Source organism: Enterococcus sp. AZ140, assembly GCF_051714405.1.
In the GTDB taxonomy this organism is placed as follows: domain Bacteria; phylum Bacillota; class Bacilli; order Lactobacillales; family Enterococcaceae; genus Enterococcus_B; species Enterococcus_B pernyi.
Genome location: NZ_JBIORU010000001.1, coordinates 1,319,252 through 1,343,328 on the forward strand (window position 1 = coordinate 1,319,252; position 24,077 = coordinate 1,343,328).

A 24,077-nucleotide genomic window follows, 5' to 3' on the forward strand; every position below is an offset into this window, starting at 1 on the left:
AGTTGATTGTCGGCTGATTTTACCCTAGAATTAATAAGAATGAATAGAAAGTTAGGTAAATTATGGAACTAGAATTTTTAGGTACAGGCGCAGGGGTTCCTGCTAAACATCGAAATGTCTCAAGTATTGCATTGAAACTTTTGGACGAGCGAAATGAGATTTGGTTGTTTGATTGTGGGGAAGGCACGCAAATGCAGATTCTACGAACAAATATCCGTCCAAGAAAAATAGAAAAAATATTTATCACTCATCTCCATGGGGATCATATTTTTGGTTTGCCAGGTTTAATCAGTAGTCGCTCTTTTCAGGGGGGCGAAACACCATTAGAAATCTATGGCCCTAAAGGAACGGAAGCATTTGTACGCAATGCGCTGACGATTTCTCAAACAAAACTGGGCTATCCCCTTGTTTTTATTGATTTATCAGAAGATCAAGCTATTTTTGAAGACGCACACTTTTCTGTGTATGCAAAAAAGTTAAGCCATGGCATCGATAGCTACGGATATCGGATCGTTGAGCATGATCACAAAGGCGAATTACAAGTGGATAAGCTTAAAGAACTGAATATTCCAGCTGGTCCCATCTATGGAAAACTAAAAAAAGGGGAGACGGTCCAATTAGACAATGGCCAGCTCATCAATGGACGTGATTTTGTCGGGCCAGATAAAAAAGGCCGAATCGTGACCATTTTAGGAGATACTCGAAAAACGACCAATTCTGTTATATTAGCAAAAAACGCAGATGTCTTGGTGCATGAAAGTACGTTTAATAAAAACGAGGCGAGAATGGCCCATAATTATTTCCATTCAACGACTCATCAAGCCGCAGAAGTGGCAAAAGAAGCAAATGTCCAAAGATTATTACTGACCCATATCAGTGCGAGATATCTAGGAAAAGCAACACAAGAACTTGAACAAGAAGCACAAGAAATCTTTCCAAATACAAAAATCATGAAAGATTTTGAGGTTGTGGATGTTCCGTTTCAAGAGGAGGAAAAAAGTTGAATTTAGAAAATAAAGTCGTTTTAGTCACTGGTGGCTCTGGTGGTTTAGGTGCACAAATCTGTTATGAAGCAGCAAAACAAGGGGCAATCGTTGTCACATGTGCGAGAAGAATCCAACAAATCGGCGAAGTGAAGGCGGTTTGTCAAGAACTAAGTGGAAAACCAGCATACGCGTTTCAACTAGATGTTAGTAATCCTGACAGCGTAGATGAATTGTACGACAAGGTGATGACTGAGGTCGGTCGTGTCGATATCTTAGTCAATAATGCTGGATTTGGTATCTTTGAGGATTTCTTATCCTTTGACTTAGGAAAAGCCTACGATATGTTCGAAGTCAATGTCTTAGGGATGATGGTATTGACACAAAAATTTGCGATCGATATGGCAGAAAGACGCCAAGGACATATCATCAATGTGGCATCCATGGCAGGAAAAATGGCGACAGCTAAATCTACGATCTATTCCGCTACAAAATTTGCTGTTTTGGGCTTTTCAAATGCGTTACGTTTAGAGTTGAAGCCACTAGGAGTCGCGGTCACAACGGTAAATCCCGGACCAATCGAAACGGAATTTTTTGATAAGGCTGATCCAAGTGGTAGTTATTTGGAAAAAGTCGGTCACTTAGTTTTGGATTCAACTAAATTGGCGCAAACGATCGTGCGAGCGATGAAACATCCGAAACGTGAGATCAATCAGCCGGTATTGTTAGAAATCGCGTCTAAATTTTATGCACTTTTCCCAACCATTGGGGATTATTTTGCAGGTGGAATTTTTAATAAAAAGTAGGTGAAGTAAATGAAAAAGCAAGGTAGTGTGATCGTTGGTTTTTTACTTGTACTTGTCATTGTCGTGTTCGCTGTATTGAACAATCAAAATGTTCCTGTAAGCTTTGGCTTTGCTTCTTTTAATGCGCCATTGATTCTAGTGATCATTGGTTCAGCATTGATTGGTGCATTGATTGTATTTTTAACAGCCTTTACGACACTATGGCAACAGAAGAAACAATTAAAACAATTAACAAAAGAATTAGCAGAGAACCAAGCAGATATCCAAAAGAAAATCGAAGAGGCGACAGAAGAACAACAAAGACAATTTCGAAATGAACGTGCGGAACTTGAAGCGGCCTATCAAGCAGAATTACAAGCAAAGCAAATACAGATCGAACAAATGCAAACCCCTTCTGAATCACCTTCTCAAACACCAAAGCAAAGCGTCAATTACTTTGATTGATCATGGATAGCTGATGTTTTTTTGAAAGTAAATAGAATAAAGTGGTAGAAATCACTGTATCAAAAATCAAATAGAGGATTTATTACTCAATTTCTAAAAGGCAACCAAAGTAGGCAAACGAATCTGTTTTGTCTACTTTGGTTTATTTAAGTTGGAGATGTCAGAATCTAATCTTCTGAAATTCTTTTTTTTAGAGAAGACGTTTGCTATAATGACTAAGTTAGGGGTGAGTATGTGAGACGAGCAAATTTTGATTGGAAGGTCAATGAAACAACACCTTCTGAATCTTTTATCCAAATAATCAAACAACAAGGATTGTCTCCTCTGATCGGGCAATTGCTATGGCAAAGAGGATACCGAGAGGAAGAAAGTATCCATCGGTTTTTACATCCAAAAGAGCAAAAGTTGCATGATCCATATTTGATGTTTGATATGGACAAGGCAATCAGCCGTATCCAAGAAGCTGTGATCAATGGTGAACAAATCTTAGTTTACGGAGATTATGATGCAGATGGTATCACCAGTGCGACCGTCATGAAAGAAACGTTAGAATTGCTTGGTGCCCAAGTGGAAGTCTTTTTACCTAATCGATTTGAACATGGGTATGGACCTAATCTAACCGTTTATCAAGAGAAAATAGCCGCAGGTACCCAACTGATCGTGACTGTCGATAATGGGGTAGCTGGGCATGAAGCAATTGCTTATGCACAACAGCAGGGAGTAGATGTGATCGTGACAGATCATCATGAGTTGCCTAGTGAATTACCGACGGCTTATGCAATCATCCATCCCCGCCATCCACAAGGCAATTATCCTTTTGGAGAATTAGCAGGTGTCGGTGTCGCGTTTAAAGTAGCGACCGCTTTGTTGGAAGAACCACCAGCAGAATTTTTAGATTTAGTCGCAATTGGCACAATCGCTGACCTTGTCTCTATGACTGATGAGAATCGGACGCTAGTGGCGTTAGGCTTAGAGGCAATTCGTCATACCGAGCGAGTAGGCTTACAGGCACTGTTTGCGAAAAGTAGTGTACGTGCGAATGAAGCGGATGAAACGATGATCGGTTTTTCGATTGCCCCGCGCTTGAATGCCATCGGCCGGATGGGAGACCCTAATCCAGCGGTTGAATTACTAGCCACATTCGACGAAAATCAAGCTCAGACATTAGCCGAGCAGTTACAAACGGTCAATGAAGAACGTAAAGCAATCGTTGAGCAAATCACCTCAGAAGCATTAGCGATGATCAATGAAGAGAACCAGATCCATTTATTAGCACATCCAGGTTGGCATGAAGGGGTACTAGGGATCGTCGCAGGAAAAATCATGAATCAAACAGGCAAACCAACAATCGTGCTAGGCATCAAAGACCAGACCGTTGCAAAAGGATCAGGTCGAAGTATCGAAGCGTTGAATCTTTTCGATATGCTGAATGAGATGCGTGAATTATTTACATTTTTTGGCGGCCATCACGCAGCAGTGGGATTAACAATGCCAGCGGAAAATATCCCTGAGTTACAAGACCGGATGAATGCCTATATAGAAGAAAAGCAAATCGACTTGTCCAAAGGTCCTGTGTTGGCGATTGATGAAATCGTCTCTCCAAAGGATGTAACGGTCGAACAAATCGCCACATTGAAATTACTGGCACCATTCGGAACAGATAATCCTGTACCCAACTTTTTATTCAAACAGGTTGCTGTCCAGAATGTAAAACGAATCGGTTCGAACCAACAGCACTTGAAGCTTTCTTTAGTGGATGAAGATAGTCAATTAGATGCTGTCGCGTTTGGTTTTGGCCCACAAGAAAATGAATTTGTAGATGATTCGCTTGATATTGTAGGACAATTATCGATCAATGAGTGGAATGGGCGCAAAAAACCGCAGCTGATGGTTTCTGACTTTGCAGTAGAAGGATTGCAAGTATTTGATTGGCGGGCGAAACGTTACCGAACATTAGCAAATGAAATCGAAAGTCCGTTCTATTTAGCGTTTGATGAAGCATCGATCAAAGAACTAAATGAGTCGATACAAAAACACATCATTCATTGGACAGATAAAGAAATGATTCAATCATGGATTCAGGAAAATGACCCAAACGCATTAGTCGTGATCGATTGTCCAACCGATTTGACCGACTTGAAAGAGATCTTATCATTTGGGTTCTTTAGCCGAGTTTACTTTTTAGGTATTTCTGTTGATGAAGCATACTTGAACGGTGTAGGAACAAGAGAACAATATGCTCGACTCTTCAAATTGATCCATGCGCAAGAACGGATCGATATCCGACATAAATTAGGTGCAATGGCCAACTATTTAAAAATTCCACAAAAATTATTAATTTTTATGATACAGGTGTTTTTTGAGTTGAAGTTTGTTACAATAAACAATGGTGTTTTGGAGAAAGTCGCAGATCCGGCGAGTCATCCATTGACTGCAAGTGACCGCTATCAGGAGCGATTGAAAAAAATCAAATCAGAGGAATTCTTACTATTAAGTGACATTCCCACAATAAAAAAATGGTTAACAACCTAGGAGGAAACAATAAAGTGGATTTAAAAAATTATATTGCCAGTATTCCTGACTATCCGTCCAAAGGAATTATATTTAGAGATATCTCGCCATTGATGGCTGATGGAGATGCTTATCGTGAAGCAACGAAGCAAATCGTTGATTATGCGAAAGAAAAACGTATCGATATGGTCGTTGGACCAGAAGCACGTGGATTTATCGTAGGGTGTCCAGTGGCTTACGAATTAGGTGTGGGCTTTGCTCCTGTTCGTAAAAAAGGAAAATTACCTCGTGAAACGATCGAAGTCACTTACGGGCTTGAATACGGTACAGATACCTTGACGCTGCACAAAGATGCAATTCAACCAGGACAAAGAGTCTTGATCTGTGATGACTTATTAGCAACAGGTGGAACGATCAAAGCAACGATCGAATTGATCGAAGAGCTTGGCGGAGTTGTTGTGGGTTGTGCCTTTTTGATCGAGTTGATGGACTTGCATGGTCGTGACAAAATCGAAGGCTACGACATGATTACTTTGATGGAGTATTAATCAAATAAAATATTGAACAGAAAACCCCCTTCCACAAACGGATGAATCGTTTGCGGAAGGGGATTTTCGTTGGATGAGTAGCCCCAATTTATTGATAGAACAAATGAGTGCAAGGAGTAGGTAGTTAGTTTGTCGTTAAAAAAAAAGCAAACGAGCGATCATCGTTTGCTTGGACGGATTTTTCATAGAAGCGATCTTATTTACTTTTACGAGTGCCTGGAGCTGTAATAGGTTTCGTGATAGAAGGAGTCTTCATGGGATTGACGACGTTGTGATTGACGGTATTTTTTTTCATCCCACAACATAAACCACAATGTAAACAAAGGAACAAAAACCAACAGCGCTGTACGTAGACCAAAATTACCAATAATAATACCTAAAAACAAAACGATCAATACTAAACCAAAACGTCTCATTGATTTCATGATTTTCACCTCTTTATAGAATGCGAACAAAAGTTCGTATCATTAGTATACGAACTTTTGTTCGTTTTGTAAAGAGGGAAGTTCAAAAAGAACAAAGATATCTACTAAAAGAGGAAAAGACGAGCTTGAGATCATGATCTCAAGCTCGTAAATAAATAACTGAATTTTCTTTTCTTATCAATAAATATGACTACGGTACAGACCAACGACACGACCTAAGATCGACACCTCATCTAAAATGATCGGTTCCAGTAAATCATTCTCGGGTTGCAAACGGAAATGATCTCTTTCTTTATAGAACCGTTTGCAAGTTGCTTCGTCTTCTGCAGTCATCGCAATCACGATATCACCATTTTGTGCAGTTTCTTGTTTACGGACAATGACATTATCGCCATCCAATATCCCAGCATTGATCATACTTTCTCCTCGGATCGTCAACATGAACAGACTGCCTTCTTCTGAGGAAAGGTTTGGTGGGACTGGAAAGAAGTCAGAAGCTTCCTCGACAGCTAGTATCGGCTCTCCGGCAGTAACAACGCCGAGAACAGGGATCGTCGTTGGGCGAATCCCAATTTTTGATAATCCTTGTTGCGTCAATTCGATTGCACGTGGTTTCGTAGGGTCTCTTTGAATAAAGCCTTTTTTCTCTAATCGGGCAAGATGACCATGGACTGTCGATGTGGAAGAAAGCTGAACAGCTTCTCCGATCTCACGGACAGTCGGTGGATAGCCTTTTTGGGTCACTTGTTCGTGAATATATCGTAAGACTTCGATTTGTCTTGTTTCAGTTTGTCGGGCCACAAGGTACACCTTCTTTCACTTGATAACTAAATAGTACCATAGAAAATACATGATTTCAAACAAATGTTCGCATTAAAGACTATTGATGTAGTTGTTTTTTTTTCGTTTTTTATATAAGATGTAGGAGAAGCAAAAGCGAGGAGGAATAGTTGTGTTATCGCCTGAAAAAATCGAACGTATCAATCAGTTAGCTAAAAAGAAAAAAGCAGAAGGATTGACACCAGCTGAAGTCAAAGAGCAAAAGGAATTACGAGAAGCATATCTGACAGCCTTTCGTTCTGGCATGAGACATCATATTGAAGGGATGAAAGTGGTTGATCCCGATGGAAATGATGTCACACCAGATAAATTGAAAGAAATCCAGAAGAAAAAAGGCCTCCACGACCGAAATAGCAAGTTTTAGTAAAAAAAACTAAAAGTCGTTGCTTTTTCAGAGGAGATACTATAAAATTAGAAGTAGAAATATAGGTAAAAAAAACCTAAATTACAGGAGGGGTTACATTGTTTGATAAAATTGATCAGCTTGGTGTGAATACGATCCGTACATTGAGTGTCGATGCAGTACAAAAAGCAAATTCAGGACATCCGGGGTTACCAATGGGTGCCGCGCCAATGGCTTATGCCCTTTGGACGAAACACTTGAAAGTGAATCCGAAAACTTCTAAAAACTGGGCAGACCGTGACCGTTTTGTCTTATCTGCGGGACATGGTTCAGCGATGTTGTACAGCTTGTTGCACTTAGCAGGGTACCAAGTGACGATTGATGACTTGAAACAATTCCGTCAATGGGAGTCAAAAACACCAGGACACCCTGAGGTCAACCATACGGACGGCGTCGAAGCAACGACTGGTCCGTTAGGACAAGGGATCGCAATGGCTGTGGGGATGGCAATGGCAGAAGCGCATCTAGCAGCAACCTACAACAAAGATCAATTCAACGTCGTTGATCATTATACCTATGCGTTATGTGGCGATGGCGACCTGATGGAAGGTGTGTCTCAAGAAGCAAGTTCGATGGCTGGTCATATGAAATTAGGAAAATTAATCGTTTTATACGATTCAAACGATATTTCTTTAGATGGACCAACCTCAAAAGCCTTCACTGAAAATGTTGGCGCACGCTATGAAGCTTACGGTTGGCAACATATCTTGGTCAAAGACGGCAATGATTTGGAAGCTATCTCAAAAGCAATTGAAGAAGCGAAAGCCGAAACCGACAAACCGACATTGATCGAAGTGAAAACGGTCATCGGATTTGGTGCACCAAACCAAGGAACTTCTGCGGTCCACGGCGCACCACTTGGCTTAGAAGGCATTCAAAAAGCCAAAGAGATCTATGGTTGGGAATACCCTGACTTTACCGTACCAGAAGAAGTGGCGGAACGTTTCCGTCAAACGATGGTTGAAGAAGGCGAAAAAGCTGAAAATGCTTGGCGTGAGCTGTTCGCAGCATACAAAGCAGCGTATCCAGAATTAGCGCAACAATTCGAAGATGCTTTTGCTGGGAAGTTACCAGAGAATTGGGATGCAGAACTTCCAACGTACGACGAAGGTGAAAGCCAAGCGAGTCGTGTCTCAAGTAAAGAAGTTATCCAAGAATTATCAAAAGCGATCCCAAGCTTCTGGGGTGGTTCTGCCGATCTATCTGGATCAAACAATACGATGGTGACAGCAGACAAAGATTTCACGCCTGAACACTATGAAGGCCGCAACATTTGGTTTGGTGTTCGTGAGTTTGCGATGGCATCAGCGATGAACGGGATCCAATTGCATGGTGGTACCCGGATCTATGGGGGAACATTCTTTGTCTTTGTCGATTACTTGCGTCCAGCTGTGCGTTTAGCAGCGATCCAAAACACGCCAGTTATTTTCGTCTTGACCCATGACTCTGTGGCAGTTGGAGAAGATGGCCCGACGCATGAGCCAGTGGAACAATTGGCTTCGGTTAGAAGTATGCCAGGTGTCCATGTCTTACGTCCGGCGGACGGGAACGAAACTCGTGCGGCGTGGAAAGTTGCGATGGAATCGACAGATACACCAACGATCTTAGTCTTGAGTCGTCAAAATCTACCAGTTCTTCCAACAACAAAAGAAGTGGCGGATGATATGGTTAAAAAAGGTGCCTACGTCTTGTCTCCAGCTAAAGGGGAACAACCAGAAGGAATCTTGATCGCGACAGGTTCAGAAGTGGATCTAGCGGTCAAAGCGCAAAAAGTATTGGCGGAACAAGGGAAAGATGTCTCAGTGGTTTCAATGCCAAGTTTTGATTTGTTTGAACAACAATCTGCAGAATATCAAGAAAGTGTCTTGCCAAAAGCAGTGACGAAGCGTGTTGCGATTGAAGCGGCTGCTTCATTTGGATGGGAACGTTATGTAGGAATCGAAGGTCAAACGATCACGATCGATCACTTTGGTGCTTCTGCTCCTGGAAACAAAATACTTGAAGAATTTGGTTTTACAGTAGATAATGTAGTCAACGTCTTCAATCAATTATAGACAAATACTGAAAGCAGTTCGATTGGAGTGCTTGGAGATTTTTTCCAAGCCTCCAATTTTCTATTTTTTTTAGGTACAAATTAGTAAAAAGGGATAATTGTCGTTACTTTTGTGTTACTTTTTGATTACGTGAAGATTACAAAAAGTAAATAATTGAAGATTCGTTTGAGTTTCAATAAAATAAAACGTATAATTTAAATGATTAAGTTTCGTTTAAGAGGAAGTTTTATTTACTGTTTCATTTGAGGAGGAATTTGAATGCAAGAGCTGAGAACCCGTAGCGCTCGACACCATAGGCCCAAAAGGAAAATGACCATCAATAAAAAAGCCATTGCACCTTTAGTGGGGACAAGCCTATTAGTTGGGCCAATGTTGGTCACAGCAACACCACAAACTGTACGTGCGGATGAGTTAGATGTCGCATCTTCTGCCGATCCGCAAGCATTTATCAATCAAATCGGATGGGCTGCTTCTGAAGTTGCAGCAAGCAATGACTTATATGCATCTGTCATGATTGCACAAGCATTACTTGAAAGTGCGTATGGTACATCTGGATTATCAAGTGCACCATATTACAACTTATTTGGAGTCAAAGGTAGCGCAGGTCAATCTGTGGTATATATGAATACGCAAGAATATTTGAATGGTCAATGGGTAACGATGAACGAACCTTTCCGTCGCTATTCATCTTATTGGGAATCATTCCAAGATCATGCGAATGTTTTACGTTCTACTAGTTTTTCGACAGGCGATTATCATTATTCAGGTGTATGGAAAAGTAATACAACCAGCTATTATGATGCAACAGCTTATTTAACTGGACGTTATGCAACAGATCCTAATTACGCATACAAATTAAATGAATTGATCAGCACATATAATCTGACTCGCTTTGATACACCATCAACTGGTTCAACAACAACTAGTACGACAAGTACCACAACGACAAGTACGACAACCTCTACAACGACTACGACAAGTAGTAACCAAACTTATACTGTCGTCTCTGGAGATACACTTTGGGATATTGCTCAAAAATTTGGTATGTCCGTCGATGATCTGATGGCAAAAAATGGCATGACGATGTCAAATTATTCATTATTGGTTGGACAAGAAATCAATGTCTAACTTTATATCAACTTAAAAATAGAGGCATATCATTGGATATGCCTCTATTTTTTGCTTCTCCAGTAAGAATCACTCGCAGAAGTACCTCTTTTGTATTATGATTAATAGAGAAGCAAATGAAGGGGGAAAAAACATGACACAGATTTATCAGTCGATCACAGAATTGATCGGTAAAACACCTATCGTTCGATTAAATAAGATGGTTCCAGAAGGAGCTGCGGATGTTTTTGTTAAATTGGAATTCTTCAATCCAGGTGGAAGCGTGAAAGACCGTATTGCCTTAAATATGATTGAAAAAGCAGAACATGATGGAATATTGAAACCGGGTGATACAATCATTGAACCAACTTCAGGGAACACTGGTATTGGTTTAGCGATGGTCGGTGTAGCCAAAGGATATCATGTGAAACTTGTCATGCCTGAAACGATGAGTATCGAGCGTCGCTTATTGATGAAGGGCTACGGAGCAGAACTAATTTTGACTCCAGGAACAGAAGGCATCAGTGGTTCAATCAAAGAAGCAAAACGTCTGGCTGAAGAAAATGGGTATTTCTTGCCTCTGCAATTTGAAAACCCAGCTAATCCATTAGTTCATGAAAAAACGACTGGTCCAGAAATCCAAGCGGCGTTTGGTGTGAATGGGTTGGATGCGTTTGTTGCAGGAATCGGTACTGGTGGAACGATCACCGGTGCGGGACACGAATTAAAACGGATCAATCCAGCGCTTAAGATCGTTGGGGTTGAACCAGCCGAATCTGCCGTTTTAGAAGGAAAAGAACCTGGTCCACACAAAATCCAAGGCATCGGAACAGGGTTTGTCCCGGATACGTTAGATACGAATGTATATGATCAAGTCTTATCAGTATCTAGTGAGCAAGCAATGATCACAGCTCGCCGTATGGGGCAAGAAGAAGGGATCTTAGTGGGTGTTTCAGGAGGAGCCGCAGTTGAAGCTGCACTTAATGTAGCTAAAGAACTAGGTGCTGGAAAAAAAGTTCTTGCGATTATTCCTGATAACGGAGAACGTTATTTGTCTACTCCATTGTATCAGGATATGTAAGTCTACGTGAAAATCTGAATAAAAAGTGTGAAATAATGGTGAAACATCCGTTATTTTACACTTTTTTTGCATAAAATAGGCAAAATTATAAAATTCTTTTCTTTTTCTTTCCATAATATGTAGATTTAAAAAAATAAAAATAGTATGATAATAAAAGAACAATAAGGTGGGGTTTTGTTTATATGGAAAATAAAAAAGTAGAAGCGGCGATCGAGCAGCTGAAAAAAGAAAATATTCGGATTACGCCGCAAAGATACGCAGTTTTAGAGTATCTGATTGAGCATCGTTCGCATCCAACTGCAGATGAAATCTACAAGGCGCTTGAGCATCGCTTTCCTAATATGAGTGTTGCTACAGTTTACAATAATTTACGATTGTTCACATCGATCGGCTTTGTTCAAGAAATGAAATATGGTGATGCATCAAGCCGATTTGATTTTAGTTCACAAAGACATTATCATGTGATTTGCCAAAATTGCGAGACGATCGTCGATTTTCATTATCCAGGTCTAGAAGATATTGAAATGGCGGCGGGGCGCTTAACTGATTTTGAAATCCATGATCATCGTTTAGAATTATATGGGCTATGTCCGAATTGCAAAAAATAAATCGTGCGAACATCTGAAACATCGATAAGGTCAAATGACTTTGTTGATGTTTTTTTGTCTTTCATTTGTGACGTGTAGAAAAACATGGGATACCTACTCCTGTGAAATTAAGAAGAAAACACACTAACAGTTTTAAAAAGGTGAAAATATTTATGCGATTTTTTATGCGATTTCGTATTCATTCACAATCACAGAGGTGTTAGTTTAAAACATCACAAAAAGAACGTTTATTTATCAGCGTTTTAAATCGAAAATGCGCAAAATATGATAAGTAAGCACTTGTGAATTCACAAGCATAAAACTGTTGGATACGTTTTAATTTTGCTATAGTAAAAATTGTCAAAGGACAAATCGTTTATCGGAGGGACACACATGAAAGTAGTAGTAATCGGCTGTACCCATGCAGGAACAGCAGCAGTAAAAAGCATCTTAAAAAACAACCCAGAAGCAGATGTTACAGTTTATGAACGTAACGACAATGTTTCATTTTTATCTTGTGGGATCGCATTGTATGTTGGAGGCGTCGTGAAAGACCCAGCAGGCTTGTTCTATTCAAACCCTGAAGAGTTAGCTTCGTTAGGTGCGAAAGTGAAAATGGAACATGATGTCACTGATGTTGACACAGAAAACAAACAAGTCACAGCGAAAGATTTAAAAACTGGCGAAACTGAAACAGTTTCTTATGACAAATTAGTAATGACTACTGGTTCATGGCCAATCATCCCGCCAATCAAAGGGATCGAATCTGAAAATATTCTTTTATGTAAAAACTATAACCAAGCAAACGAAATCATTGCTAAAGCAGAAGAAGCGAAGAAAGTAGTGATCGTTGGTGGTGGTTATATTGGGATCGAATTAGTCGAAGCGTTTGTCGAGTCTGGCAAAGAAGTGACATTGATCGATGGTTTAGATCGTATCTTGAATAAATATCTTGATAAACCATTTACGGATGTGTTAGAAAAAGAATTGGTCGATCGTGGCGTTACTTTAGCTTTAGGTGAAAACGTTTCTGAGTTCATTCCAGATGAGAATGGTAAAGTAAAACAAGTAACTACAGCTAGCCAAACATTTGATGCGGATATGGTTATTTTATGTGTTGGTTTCAGACCAAATACAAAATTAGTAGAAGGTAAAGTAGAAACATTGCCAAACGGCGCAATCAAAGTAAATGAGTACATGCAAACAAGCAATCCAGATATTTTTGCAGCGGGCGATTCAGCAGTTGTCAATTATAACCCAAGTGGTACGCAAAACTACATTCCTTTAGCAACAAATGCGGTCCGTCAAGGATTGTTAGTAGGAAACAATTTAACAGAGCAAAAAATGGCTTATCGTGGAACACAAGGAACTTCTGGTTTGTACTTATTCGGTTGGACGATCGGTTCAACAGGTGTAACAACAGAAAGTGCCCCAATGAATAACTTGGATGTCCAAGCAACACTATTTGAAGATAACTATCGTCCAGAATTCATGCCAACGACTGAAAAAGTCATGATGGAATTAGTATATGAAAAAGGAACAAATCGTATCGTAGGCGCACAATTCATGTCTAAATACGACATCACTCAATCTGCTAATACGATGTCATTAGCGGTTCAAAATAAAATGACTGTTGAAGACTTAGCTCTTTCTGACTTCTTCTTCCAACCTCATTTTGACCGTCCTTGGAACTACTTGAATCTTCTTGCACAAGCAGCTCTAGGAGAAATTGAGACAGCTCAATAATTGGTCAAAGCGTCATAGACAAGCCATCTGGAAGCAATATTGTTTCCAGATGGTTCTTTTTTTTTGGAACTCAACTGGCTATTTAAAGGTCAAAATTTTTTATTGACACTTTTTGTTTTATTTCTCACGAGACAGGAATGGTTTGTTGCAGACTTCACCAGTTGCAATTAGTTGTTTTCCTTTGTTTTTTTTGTCAAAATAATAGATGTAATTAATTTCCAACAAAGCAGATGTAGTGAGTTGGACTAGAGGAGGATCATTATGGAAAAAGAATATTTTGTACAACAGGATAATTTTATTGAAGATTACAAAAAAGTGACAGGGAATGAAACGATCGATATCGATTCATTAGCAGAAGAAGTGATCAATCAATTAAATGAAACTCAAGCAGAAGAATTCGTTTTATCTGGAGATGAGACAACAGATGGGGAGGACCATCAATTCCCGTTTAGTCGACGGATCTATACCGATGAAAATGATGGAACATTGAATACAGAGTATACGTATGAAGGACAACCATACGAGCTACGAACGGATGACGAAGTACAATAATAAACGTTCTATCGAGCGTGAGCGTCATTTTCTAAGCTGCTTGTAGATTAGATATGAGACCTTTTCATAGAGGAGAGCATATACTAATACAAGCAGCCTTTTTTTCTAGCATACATATATTCCGAAAAGTGAAAACTAAATATAAAAACCACTAAAACATTTTAAAAAAATTCAAATAATCCTTTCTTGCTTCAATTCTTGTTTTTACGTATACTAATTTTAAAGAGAGGGATAATAATGTTGAATTTAGAAAACTATTTAAAAGCTGGTCAAACGATCGTTTCCAATCTTTTGCTTAAAAATTATCATCGTATCGGCTTACAAGCAGATGAATTTTTATTTATATTACAGTTGCATATGGCACAATCAGAAGGAGATTCATTCCCGGATCTGATGAATATTTCCCAGAATATGGGCGTCAAGCAAGAAAAAGTTTTTCAAATTTTGAATCGATTGGTCAGTGGTCATTTCATAGCGATCGAAACTACACTTATTGATGGACGTAAAGCGGATCGCTATGATTTGACACCAACGTATGTGCATTTAGAAAGATTATTAGAAAAAGACTCTCTAAAGCAAGAAGAAGAAGTCCAAGAAAAAACGACACGTTCAGTCTATCAATTATTTGAACAAGAGTTTGGACGGCCCTTATCCTCTATTGAATTCCAACGGATCGGACAGTGGTTGGAAGAGGACCATTATCATCCGGAGATTTTGAAACTAGCTTTACGGGAGGCTGTATTGAACCAAGCGTATAGTTTCAATTATATCGACCGTATCTTATTATCTTGGGAACGGAAAAATTTAAAAACCAAACAGCAAGTAGAAGAAGATCAAAAACGCAGAAAGCAGCAACTGCTTCAAAAAGAAATCGATCAGCCAGCACAACAAGAAGAGCTGCCAAAAGTATCATTAAAGAATTGGCTGGAAGAATGGGAGTAATATGTTAGGTAAACAACGTACAATGGAAGCTTTTGAGAAAATGTATGAGATGTTTCCAGAAGCGCATGGAGAATTACAACATAAGAATCCTTATGAATTATTGATTGCCGTCATTTTAAGCGCACAAGCAACAGACGTTTCGGTCAATAAGGCGACACCTGCTCTATTTCAGGCTTTTCCAACTCCTGAGGCGTTAGCTAAAGCCCCACTAGAAGAGATCATTCCTAAAATCAAAACAATTGGATTGTATCGGAATAAAGCGAAAAACATCAAAGCATGTGCGCAACAGCTGATTGATCATTTTGGAGGACAGGTCCCTCAGACAAGAGAAGAGTTGGTCTCATTACCTGGTGTGGGTAGAAAAACAGCAAATGTGGTGCTTGGGGATGCATTTGGGGTGCCAGCTATAGCAGTTGATACTCACGTAGAACGTGTGACGAAACGACTAAGGATCTGTAAATTGGACGCGTCAGTACAAGAAGTTGAACAAACATTGATGAAAAAGGTGCCGGAAAATTTATGGGTAAAAACGCATCATACATTGATTTTCTTTGGACGGTATCACTGTACTGCTAGAAGTCCCCGCTGTGAAGTATGTCCTTTACTGGATATGTGCCAGGATGGCAAAATGCGAATGAAAAATCCTGCAAACAAAAACTTAAAATAAGAAAGAAGAGGTCATGACAGAAGTGTTTAGCCTCGATCAATAAGGCACCATCCACGAAAATTGTTCGTCCAATTTTTTTGTGGATGGTGCCTTATTTCTGAATTAGTTACTTTTATTCCCGCCATTTATTCGATTTTCGAATATGTGAGCGGAGGAAAATCCCACCTTTTTTTGTAAAGAAACAAATATTGAGAAAGATGCATAAGAGAAAAAGAATAAATGATTGTTTATAACATTACAAGAAAATTTTCTGAATGATACAAACGAAAATTATTTAGACGAAATAAATAATAAAACATTATTAGAATAATAAAATAAATCAGTTATTTTATTATGATGTTTTTATAAAATATGCATGTTAGAATTAGGCAATTATAACACGTTTAATTTATTTATTTTGTTTTAAGTATGTTATATTTTTAGTTTTAAATAAAAGAGTTTTCTGTTAGAATTTAATTATAGAGGAGGAATTATATGATTAAAAAAACATTGCTTTTATCAACTTTAGTTTTAACAATGGCTGGATGCGCTACATCTGCCCAAGGAGAAGATACAACTAGTACAACAAATGAGACACAGAAGGAAACACCGGTCATTACTCTTTCGGATGTAGAAGAAGCACAACAAGAATGGGCAGAGAATATTATAGCGATTGGTGAAGCTAGCTTGGAAAGTGACGAAAAAGCCGAAGAAAAAGCGCTTGAGACACTGGAAAATCTATATGCTTACGATGACGGTCAAGTGCTCTTCAAACCAACGAAAGCTGCGGAAGTACCATTTCGCGGAACAAAAGATGAAGCACTATCTTATTTTGTTGGTGGGGACATCGCAGAAGATGGTGGATTTGCCTTAGAGCCTTGGACAGATATCCGCTTTGATAATCACGATACGATCTTGAACGGTGATACAGCGATTTCTTCAGGTGTATATTATTTTACTTCTGGGGAAACCAACGAAGAAGTCAAAGTTGAATACACATTTGGTTATATCATGGATGAGGATGGCGACTTAAAAATTCAGTTACATCACTCAAGTGTGCCATTCGGATAAGAAAAGATGTATGGCTAAATCAACAAAATGACTGACTATCCTGCTTGATCTTTTAACTTAATTCAGGCAGAAGTCGCCCATCCTCTATAGGTGGGTGATGAATGCCGTTCGGTATGAGGGTTACCGTTGGTAACTCGAAAACCAACATGTAATGCATATTGCCTTTTTATTTTGTACTATGTTATAATCAGTCTATATAATAAATGAGCTGATATAACAATGGAACTAGATACTAATAATCATTCAGTGTTTCTTCTCTATTATCATCTTGTACTGGTAACTAAATACCGTAGACAAGTGATTGATGATGAAATATCTGAATTTGCTAAAATAACTTTTGTACGAATTGCAGAGTCATATCACATCACTCTCGTTGAGTGGAATCATGATAAAGATCATGTTCATATTATGTTCAAAGCACAGCCAAAAACAGAGCTGACGAAGTTCATCAACGCTTATAAAAGCGCGAGTTCACGCTTGATAAAGCGTGACTATCCTAGAGTAAAACAATATCTTTGGAAAGAAATGTTTTGGTCTAAAAGTTTCTGCCTGTTGACAACTGGTGGCGCACCAATTGATGTCATCAAAAAGTATATTCAGAATCAAGGTAATAACCACAAATAGAGAGTAGGTGAGTCTTATGGAGCGACTAAAAGCATATAAATTCAGAATTTATCCAACAGAAGAGCAGGAAATGTTCTTTGCTAAGTCTTTTGGTTGTGTCCGTAAGGTCTACAATCTAATGCTTGATGACCGAATGAAAAATTATGAAGAAACTAAAAATGATTCTTCTATAAAAATGAATTTTCCAACACCAGCTCAATATAAGGAAGAATTTCCGTTTTTGAAGGAAGTAGATAGCCTGGCTCTAGCGAATGCACAACTTAATTTAGATAAGGCATATAAGAATTTTTTTAGAGATAAATCCGTTGGGTTTCCTCGATTCAAAAGTAAGAAGAATCCTGTACAAAGCTATACAACTAACAACCAAAAAGGAACAGTAGCTTTGATTGATAATAAATTCATCAAAGTTCCTAAGTTGAAGTCTTTAGTCAAGATTAAACTCCATAGACAACCTAAAGGAATTATCAAATCTGCCACAATCTCACGTCATCCAAGTGGTAATTACCATATTTCTTTGTTGTGTAAAGAAGAAATAGTTGAACTTCCTAAAAACGATTCTTCTATTGGAATTGATCTTGGTATAACTGATTTTGCCATTCTTTCTGACGGTCAAAAGATTGATAATAATAAGTTCACGTCAAAAATGGAAAAGAAACTAAAACGTGAACAACGTAAGTTGTCAAGACGTGCATTATTAGCTAAAAAGAAAGGTGTCAATCTCTTTGAAGCCAAAAACTATCAAAAACAAAAACGAAAAGTAGCGCGGCTACATGAAAAAGTAATGAATCAGCGCAACGACTTTCTAAACAAGTTAAGTACAGAGATTATCAAAAATCACGATACTATCTGTATTGAAGACTTAAATGCAAAAGGTATGTTACGCAATCATAAATTAGCTAAAAGTATTTCTGATGTATCGTGGTCTAGTTTTGTAACTAAACTACAATACAAAGCTGACTGGTATGGATGTGAAATCATCAAAGTAGATAAATGGTTCCCATCTAGTCAACTCTGTTCGGATTGTGGTCATCAAGATGGCAAGAAAACGCTCGAAATACGAGAATGGACTTGTCCGGTTTGTCATGCTCATCATGACCGTGATATAAACGCAAGCATCAATATTCTGATCGAAGGTCTCCGAATAAAACAATTAGCTTAGATAAAATCAAGAACCGTAGGAACTACGGGGATAGCTTGGCAAATAAGAGACACCGCTGTTAGTAAAGAAATACACTATCAAGTATGCTCTATTCCCAAGAAGCTCCCACTTCAAGCGTTAAGAACCGTCAGGTTTAGCTAAGTGGTGAGTAGTTCACCACTTCCACCATGTAAGATTGATACATAATGTAGGATAGTCAAACGAATCATCGAAATAAATTATCAGCACTAACTGAAATGATTTTAAGCAATATTTGTAAAGCAACTGGAGGATCAAACGAGGCAACTCGTTGGTTCTTCAGTTTTTTTGCTAGGTATCGCATGCAAATAAATCAATAAATTTCTCTTAAATTTATTGGAATAAAATAAATTCAAGAATATAATTATTGGAATTTTATGCAGAAATATTCTAATATTAAATTGTACTTGTTTTTTTATAATAGTTATTTTAGGTTATCGCTTAAAAGCGAACGAAGGTTTACACCGTTCTCATGTCAAATAATTACTATAAATCAACAAGTATCTTTTGTTTTCTGAATAGTAAGAATATTTTTGCTATTTAAAAATGACAGGGAAAGATTGAGGTGATGTTATACTATTTGAATTTTTACATTTCAACTATAGATTGAGGAGAAAACAAATATGCTGCCAGATAAATTAATATTATTATTCATTACAAAAACACAATTTTTACAAATGAAGGTATTAAAAGAAATGAAACATGGAGCAGTCTCAATAAAAAAGCTGGAAGATGAAATGGATCTAACAAAAAGACAAGCAAGGAAGATACTTCAAAATTTGATGAGAGAGTATGATGAAAGTGAATTCTCAAAAAAAACGCACACCTCTTTGATTCTAGATAAAGATGAATTGCGCTGTATGCCACAACTAACCGATACGGAATATCTCGAATTGATCAATATTTTTCAAGAAAGATATTTTGCAGAGTCAAATTTGTATCAGACATTGTTATATGTGTTGGAAAAAAGGAAATTCAGTGTTTCAGATATCGCAAAATATCTAATCTATAGTGAGTCACATGTATACAAACTTTTAGGAAAGTTGAAAGAATTGTTTCAATTACTAAAAATTGATATTCGATTGATGAAGGTCAATGAAACATTGATTGAGTTAACAGGGAGTGAATCTACTATACGTATGTTGCATTATCTGGGAATTGCAGTCATTTCAAAAGGAAACTATTGGTTGTTCAAAACGATTACACAAGAAGAAGTAATCAACTTACGCTTATCCATCAATTTTGATCATTACCAAAATTTATCTCCGCTAGGGAAAAAGCGTATCAACTATTTATTAGCGGTCAGTTTAATATCATTGAAAAACGGGTACCAAATCCAGGATCTACCCTCAGAACTCGTGGAGCTGGGAGAAACAGTCTATAAGGAGGAGATGGATGCGTGTTTAGAAAAGCTGACTGTCAAAAAGATGATAGATGGCACAAATGCACGAAATGAATGTATCCATTTCGCCTTTCTATCCAACTATTTTGCACAAGATTTAAATAAGAAAGAAGAAAAAGAAGAACTGGGAAGAAAGCTAAGGGAGCTAAAGAAGAATTCAATCGTCACCAAATGTAAAAAAATACTCACGTGCATGATTGATTACTTTCATATACCAGAAACGATTTTTTACCAACTACTCTATTATTTGACAAACAAATTAGTCACTATCCATCATTTGGAATTATATAAATTTATGCCTATATACCATGATGCACTACCAACAAATCGTTATGGCTCCTATATAGAGCGTTGTATTGATAAAAACTTAAAATCTTACCAAAATGAACCTTCTTACAATCACATCAAAAATAGTTTTGTGCAAGTCATGTTAGGAAGCTTGGCATCCAACAGTCTTAAATCTGAACATAAAGTTTATGTGGAATTTTTTAACCTTCCAGAATCTAAAAATATAGTCGAAAATATTATTACTCATTACTACAATAATAAACGAATAAAAATCGTAGAATCGTATGATCATGCTGATATCGTTATTTCGGATACCCATGGATACGAGGATAAAGACTTGTTTTATTTTAAACATATCTCAGATAAAGATTCATGGACAAGGCTGGGATCGTATTTTAATAAAGTTATCGTAAATACGTACAAATTTTGATAACGATTGACTAAATAACATAATAAGATACGATAAATCGAAGTTATTTTCCAAATCTGTTTATCATCTCTTGGTTTAAATGAACAAAAACTGAATAATAGTTTTGTTTTTCACAAGTTATAAATACTTATATATAAATATTTTAATGTTTTTTTATATGTACTTTTGTGATTTGTTGATCAATTTATGTCTGCTATTTTTAAATAAGTTATTATGTTATAAAAATAATGTAACAAAAAATATTGGAAGGAAGGTATGATATGAAAAAAAGATTATTGGGTAGTGTTGTATTGGTTTTAAGTCTAGGAGGAATAATTTTTGGTGCGACAAAAGATGTTTCTGCTCATGGGTATGTAAGAGAGCCAATTAGTCGAGGATACCAAGGGTCATTAGATGCCCGTACCAACTGGACTGCAGCATTTCAAAAGTATGGGGCAGTGATCAATGAGCCACAATCTTTAGAAGCATTGAAAGGCTTCCCAGCAGCAGGACCAGCGGATGGACGAATTGCTTCTGCAAATGGCGCGTTAGGTTTTCAGTTAGATCAACAGACATCCACGTTATGGACAAAGCAAGATATCAGTACTGGTCCTAATAATTTCACTTGGCATTTTACGGCAAATCACCGGACTGCGAAATATCATTACTACATCACGAAAAATGGTTGGGATCAAAACAAACCACTTGCGAGAGAAGATCTAGAGTTATTATCGGAATTCGATGGTGGCGGACAATCTTCTGCGAATATTAGCGCAACGCACACAGTCAATATTCCAGAAGACCGTATGGGGTATCACGTTATTTTAGCAATTTGGGATATTAGTGATACTGCGAATGCCTTTTATAATGTGATTGATGCGAATATCAAGAGTAATGGAGCAATACCAGTCGTACCAAATAAACCAACAAATGTCAGAGCAGTAAATACGACAAAACAGTCAGTCTCACTTTCGTGGGATGCACAAGCAGCTGCTGAAAAATACAATGTGTATCGTGATGGTCAACTGATTACTACAACTTCTGCGAACAACTATCAAGATAATCAACTAACAGCAAATACCACGTATAAGTACGAAATCGAAGCAGTATCGTTTACCGGACAAGTATCTGAAAAAAGTGATGCGCTTCAGGTAACAACGTTAGCAGATAACGAAGTAGAAGTGCCAACAAGACCAGGTAACTTACATTCAATGGGGGAAACAGTGAACTCAATCTCATTGATGTGGAATCCTTCGAGCCACTCTGCAGGAATCAAAACATATGAAATCTATAGAGATGGCCAATTAGTTGGTCAAACTGCAAATACAACTTATCTAGATACTGGATTGAATGCTGGGACTCAATATACCTATACGATCAAAGCAGTGAGTAATGATTCTATTCGATCAGAGGCCAGCAACCGCTTAGTGATTTCAACAAAAACAAATGAAATTGCACCACCTAGTGAACATCGTCAATTTGAGTTAGGAAGTTTAACCAATCCAGTGCTGTACACAAAAGATGAAATCATCTTCCATGAAGGGAAACTGTATACAACATTAGTGACTCATTATAATTTTGGGGATCCATCTTGGGCGCCAGATAGTGCAGCAAGTTTATTTAGAATTAAATAACTTTTAAAAGTCTTTTAGCCTTTTGGATTAATTTAGGATTCCAATAGAATAACTTTTTTGTAGAAAGCTTAAAAACTTAGAGGGCCATTTATTGTAGATAAATAAAAATAGTGGGATGTTGTTATTAATTGCGCCTTAAAGAGGCTATACAATTTGTATAGCCTCTTTTTTATTGTTATCTCTAAAAACTAAAATCTATAAAAAAACTTTAAAAAAACTTCGTCTTCTAAAGAAATTTTTTTCTCTAAGTCGGGAAATACAATACCTCGAAATAAAAAAACATATTGTTTATAGTGAAGTTGTTATGTGAAAGGGGGAAGGTAAGTGGAAGAGATTCTTGAACGATTAATATCGAATGATTACAAAAAACGTGCCGTATTTATCTTGAATACTTTAGAGAGAAGAAAAAATGTGACCGTTCAATATCTTGCAAAAAGTCTCAAAGTAACTAGAAGAACGATTACCAATGATTTAAAAACGATTCAAGATGAATTTTCCGACACAATTGAAATATTGACTTCCTATAAAGGGGTCAGCATGTTTATATTGAACCATTTTAAGTTATTCGAGAAGAAAAAATCTTATTACATGAATGAAGACTTAGTAAAAGTGACAACAAGTATCCTTACAGGTGAACTGAAGCAGGTGATCGATTGGAGCTGGGAACTACACTACTGTGAGAAAACAGTGATCCAAAAAATGCGAAAGCTAAAGAAAATCTGCCATCAATATGGTTTGAATTTAAAACTTTCACCGGTTGAATTTATAGGGAAGGAGATCAGAATCAGGAAACTGTTTATTGATCTTTACATTAAATCAGCTTATCTAGAAATCGAAGATTATTGCCCCTATAAAAATGAAATGGAAGAAATAACCAAAATCGTTTTGGCGTTATGTTCGGATGTTTCCCAATCAATCACAAAGAAAATACTTGCTTTAACTTTTATCCGATTTGGAAAAGACAAATTATATATCCAGTCGCGATTGTTAGATTGGTTTAGAAACAATCCCTTAACGAATCAATTATTCATTGAATTTATTCAATTAGATTGTTTTAAGACCTACTCTAAAGAAGTCATTTTTGAAGAATGTTGTTTTATAGCTTGTATGATCCATTTACATGAATGTTATTACACAGAGATAGAAAAACACAATAAAGGATTTGCAGAATACTTTGGTTTTTCTGAGACAGTCAAACATTTGGTTTTAGATCTCAAGAGTGTTCTCGGGAATCGGATCCAAGTTGATAATGAGCAACTGTATTCAATTGTCAATTGCTTTTTATTTCAAGAGAAAATCAAACAGGAACTTGAAATTGATTTTTCATATAACGATGAAGAATCGGCGATGCTGATTGATTCAATCAACCGGCGGTTATATAAAGAAATGAATACAGTCATAAAAAAAAATAAAGCGATCCAAAAGAATTTCCTGCAAAAAAGATGTGCTTCATCATTTACTTCTGACTTATTACTTTTCTTATATACGAACAAGGCATGTGAAGTTTTAAGTACAGTTGTTGTTGCATTAAAACGAGGATTTTTAACGGATTTTGCTTTAAATGAAATTATTGAAAGATATCTACACACCAGGGCAAGCATCATGTACCAGGAACAATTGGAAACCATTGAAAATCCACTTGATGTAGATATATTAGTGACAAATATATTACCATTTCCGTATCAAGTTGGTGATCAAACTAAAATGTTTTATCTACCAGAAAAAGCAGATATTGACCGAACGATGGACATCGTTTCAGACTTGCTCGTTACGGATTTTAGATAATAACAAAGATAA

At 37.4% G+C, this 24,077-nt stretch carries 22 protein-coding genes; 20 read left to right on the forward strand and 2 right to left on the reverse strand.

Annotated features, from left to right (window positions below; translation table 11 throughout):
- The first annotated feature begins 62 nt into the window (after positions 1-62).
- From rnz to IGJ39_RS06295, 5 genes are all read left to right on the forward strand, one after another.
- Positions 63-1,004 (forward strand): ribonuclease Z, encoded by a 942-nt coding sequence (gene rnz, locus IGJ39_RS06275; RefSeq protein WP_066026419.1) that lies wholly within the window; start codon positions 63-65, stop codon positions 1,002-1,004.
- Positions 1,001-1,789, forward strand: coding sequence for an SDR family NAD(P)-dependent oxidoreductase (locus IGJ39_RS06280; protein ID WP_029594283.1), 789 nt, complete (start codon positions 1,001-1,003; stop codon positions 1,787-1,789). Before rnz ends, IGJ39_RS06280 begins: the two co-directional genes overlap by 4 nt.
- Positions 1,790-1,798: 9 nt before the next feature.
- On the forward strand, positions 1,799-2,233 hold the full coding sequence (locus tag IGJ39_RS06285; RefSeq protein WP_023519574.1) for a LapA family protein: 435 nt from the start codon (positions 1,799-1,801) through the stop codon (positions 2,231-2,233).
- A 234-nt stretch (positions 2,234-2,467) separates the two neighbouring features.
- Entirely contained in the window at positions 2,468-4,765 is a 2,298-nt protein-coding gene (gene recJ, locus IGJ39_RS06290) for a single-stranded-DNA-specific exonuclease RecJ (protein ID WP_195339620.1), read from the forward strand.
- Between the two features lie 14 nt (positions 4,766-4,779).
- Complete coding sequence (locus IGJ39_RS06295; RefSeq protein ID WP_010735573.1) at positions 4,780-5,292, forward strand: adenine phosphoribosyltransferase; 513 nt, start codon at positions 4,780-4,782, stop codon at positions 5,290-5,292.
- A 206-nt stretch (positions 5,293-5,498) separates the two neighbouring features.
- Here the strand turns inward: IGJ39_RS06295 and IGJ39_RS06300 are convergent, their stop codons facing one another.
- Positions 5,499-5,717: a hypothetical protein gene (locus IGJ39_RS06300; protein ID WP_023519576.1), complete on the reverse strand. Its 219-nt coding sequence runs from the start codon at positions 5,715-5,717 to the stop codon at positions 5,499-5,501.
- Positions 5,718-5,894: 177 nt separating this feature from the next.
- The gene (lexA, locus tag IGJ39_RS06305) at positions 5,895-6,518 is read right to left on the reverse strand and encodes a transcriptional repressor LexA (protein WP_010735571.1); all 624 of its coding nucleotides are present in this window, start codon (positions 6,516-6,518) and stop codon (positions 5,895-5,897) included.
- 151 nt (positions 6,519-6,669) lie between these two features.
- Here lexA and IGJ39_RS06310 point away from each other — a divergent pair, with 151 nt between their 5' ends.
- The 15 genes from IGJ39_RS06310 to IGJ39_RS06380 all read left to right on the forward strand — a co-directional run bounded on the left by IGJ39_RS06310 (position 6,670) and on the right by IGJ39_RS06380 (position 24,065).
- A complete protein-coding gene (locus IGJ39_RS06310; protein WP_010735570.1) occupies positions 6,670-6,921 on the forward strand; it encodes a DUF896 family protein in 252 nt (83 codons plus the stop codon).
- Positions 6,922-7,019: 98 nt separating this feature from the next.
- Positions 7,020-9,014: a transketolase gene (gene tkt, locus IGJ39_RS06315; protein WP_108144620.1), complete on the forward strand. Its 1,995-nt coding sequence runs from the start codon at positions 7,020-7,022 to the stop codon at positions 9,012-9,014.
- Between the two features lie 258 nt (positions 9,015-9,272).
- Entirely contained in the window at positions 9,273-10,142 is an 870-nt protein-coding gene (locus IGJ39_RS06320) for a glucosaminidase domain-containing protein (RefSeq protein WP_019724201.1), read from the forward strand.
- A gap of 133 nt (positions 10,143-10,275) precedes the next feature.
- Entirely contained in the window at positions 10,276-11,202 is a 927-nt protein-coding gene (gene cysK / locus IGJ39_RS06325; protein WP_010735567.1) for a cysteine synthase A, read from the forward strand.
- Between the two features lie 182 nt (positions 11,203-11,384).
- On the forward strand, positions 11,385-11,810 hold the full coding sequence (locus IGJ39_RS06330; protein ID WP_019724202.1) for a Fur family transcriptional regulator: 426 nt from the start codon (positions 11,385-11,387) through the stop codon (positions 11,808-11,810).
- 372 nt (positions 11,811-12,182) lie between these two features.
- Complete coding sequence (locus tag IGJ39_RS06335; RefSeq protein WP_010735565.1) at positions 12,183-13,535, forward strand: NADH oxidase; 1,353 nt, start codon at positions 12,183-12,185, stop codon at positions 13,533-13,535.
- Positions 13,536-13,796: 261 nt separating this feature from the next.
- A complete protein-coding gene (locus tag IGJ39_RS06340; protein WP_023519579.1) occupies positions 13,797-14,087 on the forward strand; it encodes a DUF5960 family protein in 291 nt (96 codons plus the stop codon).
- A gap of 237 nt (positions 14,088-14,324) precedes the next feature.
- On the forward strand, positions 14,325-15,029 hold the full coding sequence (locus tag IGJ39_RS06345) for a DnaD domain-containing protein (RefSeq protein ID WP_010735563.1): 705 nt from the start codon (positions 14,325-14,327) through the stop codon (positions 15,027-15,029).
- Position 15,030: 1 nt separating this feature from the next.
- The gene (gene nth, locus IGJ39_RS06350) at positions 15,031-15,696 is read left to right on the forward strand and encodes an endonuclease III (protein WP_019724458.1); all 666 of its coding nucleotides are present in this window, start codon (positions 15,031-15,033) and stop codon (positions 15,694-15,696) included.
- Positions 15,697-16,170: 474 nt separating this feature from the next.
- Positions 16,171-16,746 (forward strand): hypothetical protein, encoded by a 576-nt coding sequence (locus tag IGJ39_RS06355; protein ID WP_066026564.1) that lies wholly within the window; start codon positions 16,171-16,173, stop codon positions 16,744-16,746.
- A 219-nt stretch (positions 16,747-16,965) separates the two neighbouring features.
- Positions 16,966-17,370 (forward strand): IS200/IS605 family transposase, encoded by a 405-nt coding sequence (tnpA, locus tag IGJ39_RS06360; RefSeq protein WP_071866345.1) that lies wholly within the window; start codon positions 16,966-16,968, stop codon positions 17,368-17,370.
- Positions 17,371-17,386: 16 nt separating this feature from the next.
- On the forward strand, positions 17,387-18,529 hold the full coding sequence (tnpB, locus tag IGJ39_RS06365; RefSeq protein WP_071866344.1) for an IS200/IS605 family element RNA-guided endonuclease TnpB: 1,143 nt from the start codon (positions 17,387-17,389) through the stop codon (positions 18,527-18,529).
- A 641-nt stretch (positions 18,530-19,170) separates the two neighbouring features.
- Positions 19,171-20,667 (forward strand): helix-turn-helix domain-containing protein, encoded by a 1,497-nt coding sequence (locus IGJ39_RS06370; protein WP_019723902.1) that lies wholly within the window; start codon positions 19,171-19,173, stop codon positions 20,665-20,667.
- A gap of 260 nt (positions 20,668-20,927) precedes the next feature.
- Positions 20,928-22,280, forward strand: coding sequence for a lytic polysaccharide monooxygenase (locus tag IGJ39_RS06375; protein WP_019723901.1), 1,353 nt, complete (start codon positions 20,928-20,930; stop codon positions 22,278-22,280).
- 324 nt (positions 22,281-22,604) lie between these two features.
- On the forward strand, positions 22,605-24,065 hold the full coding sequence (locus tag IGJ39_RS06380) for an HTH domain-containing protein (protein ID WP_195339253.1): 1,461 nt from the start codon (positions 22,605-22,607) through the stop codon (positions 24,063-24,065).
- Positions 24,066-24,077 lie beyond the last annotated feature (12 nt).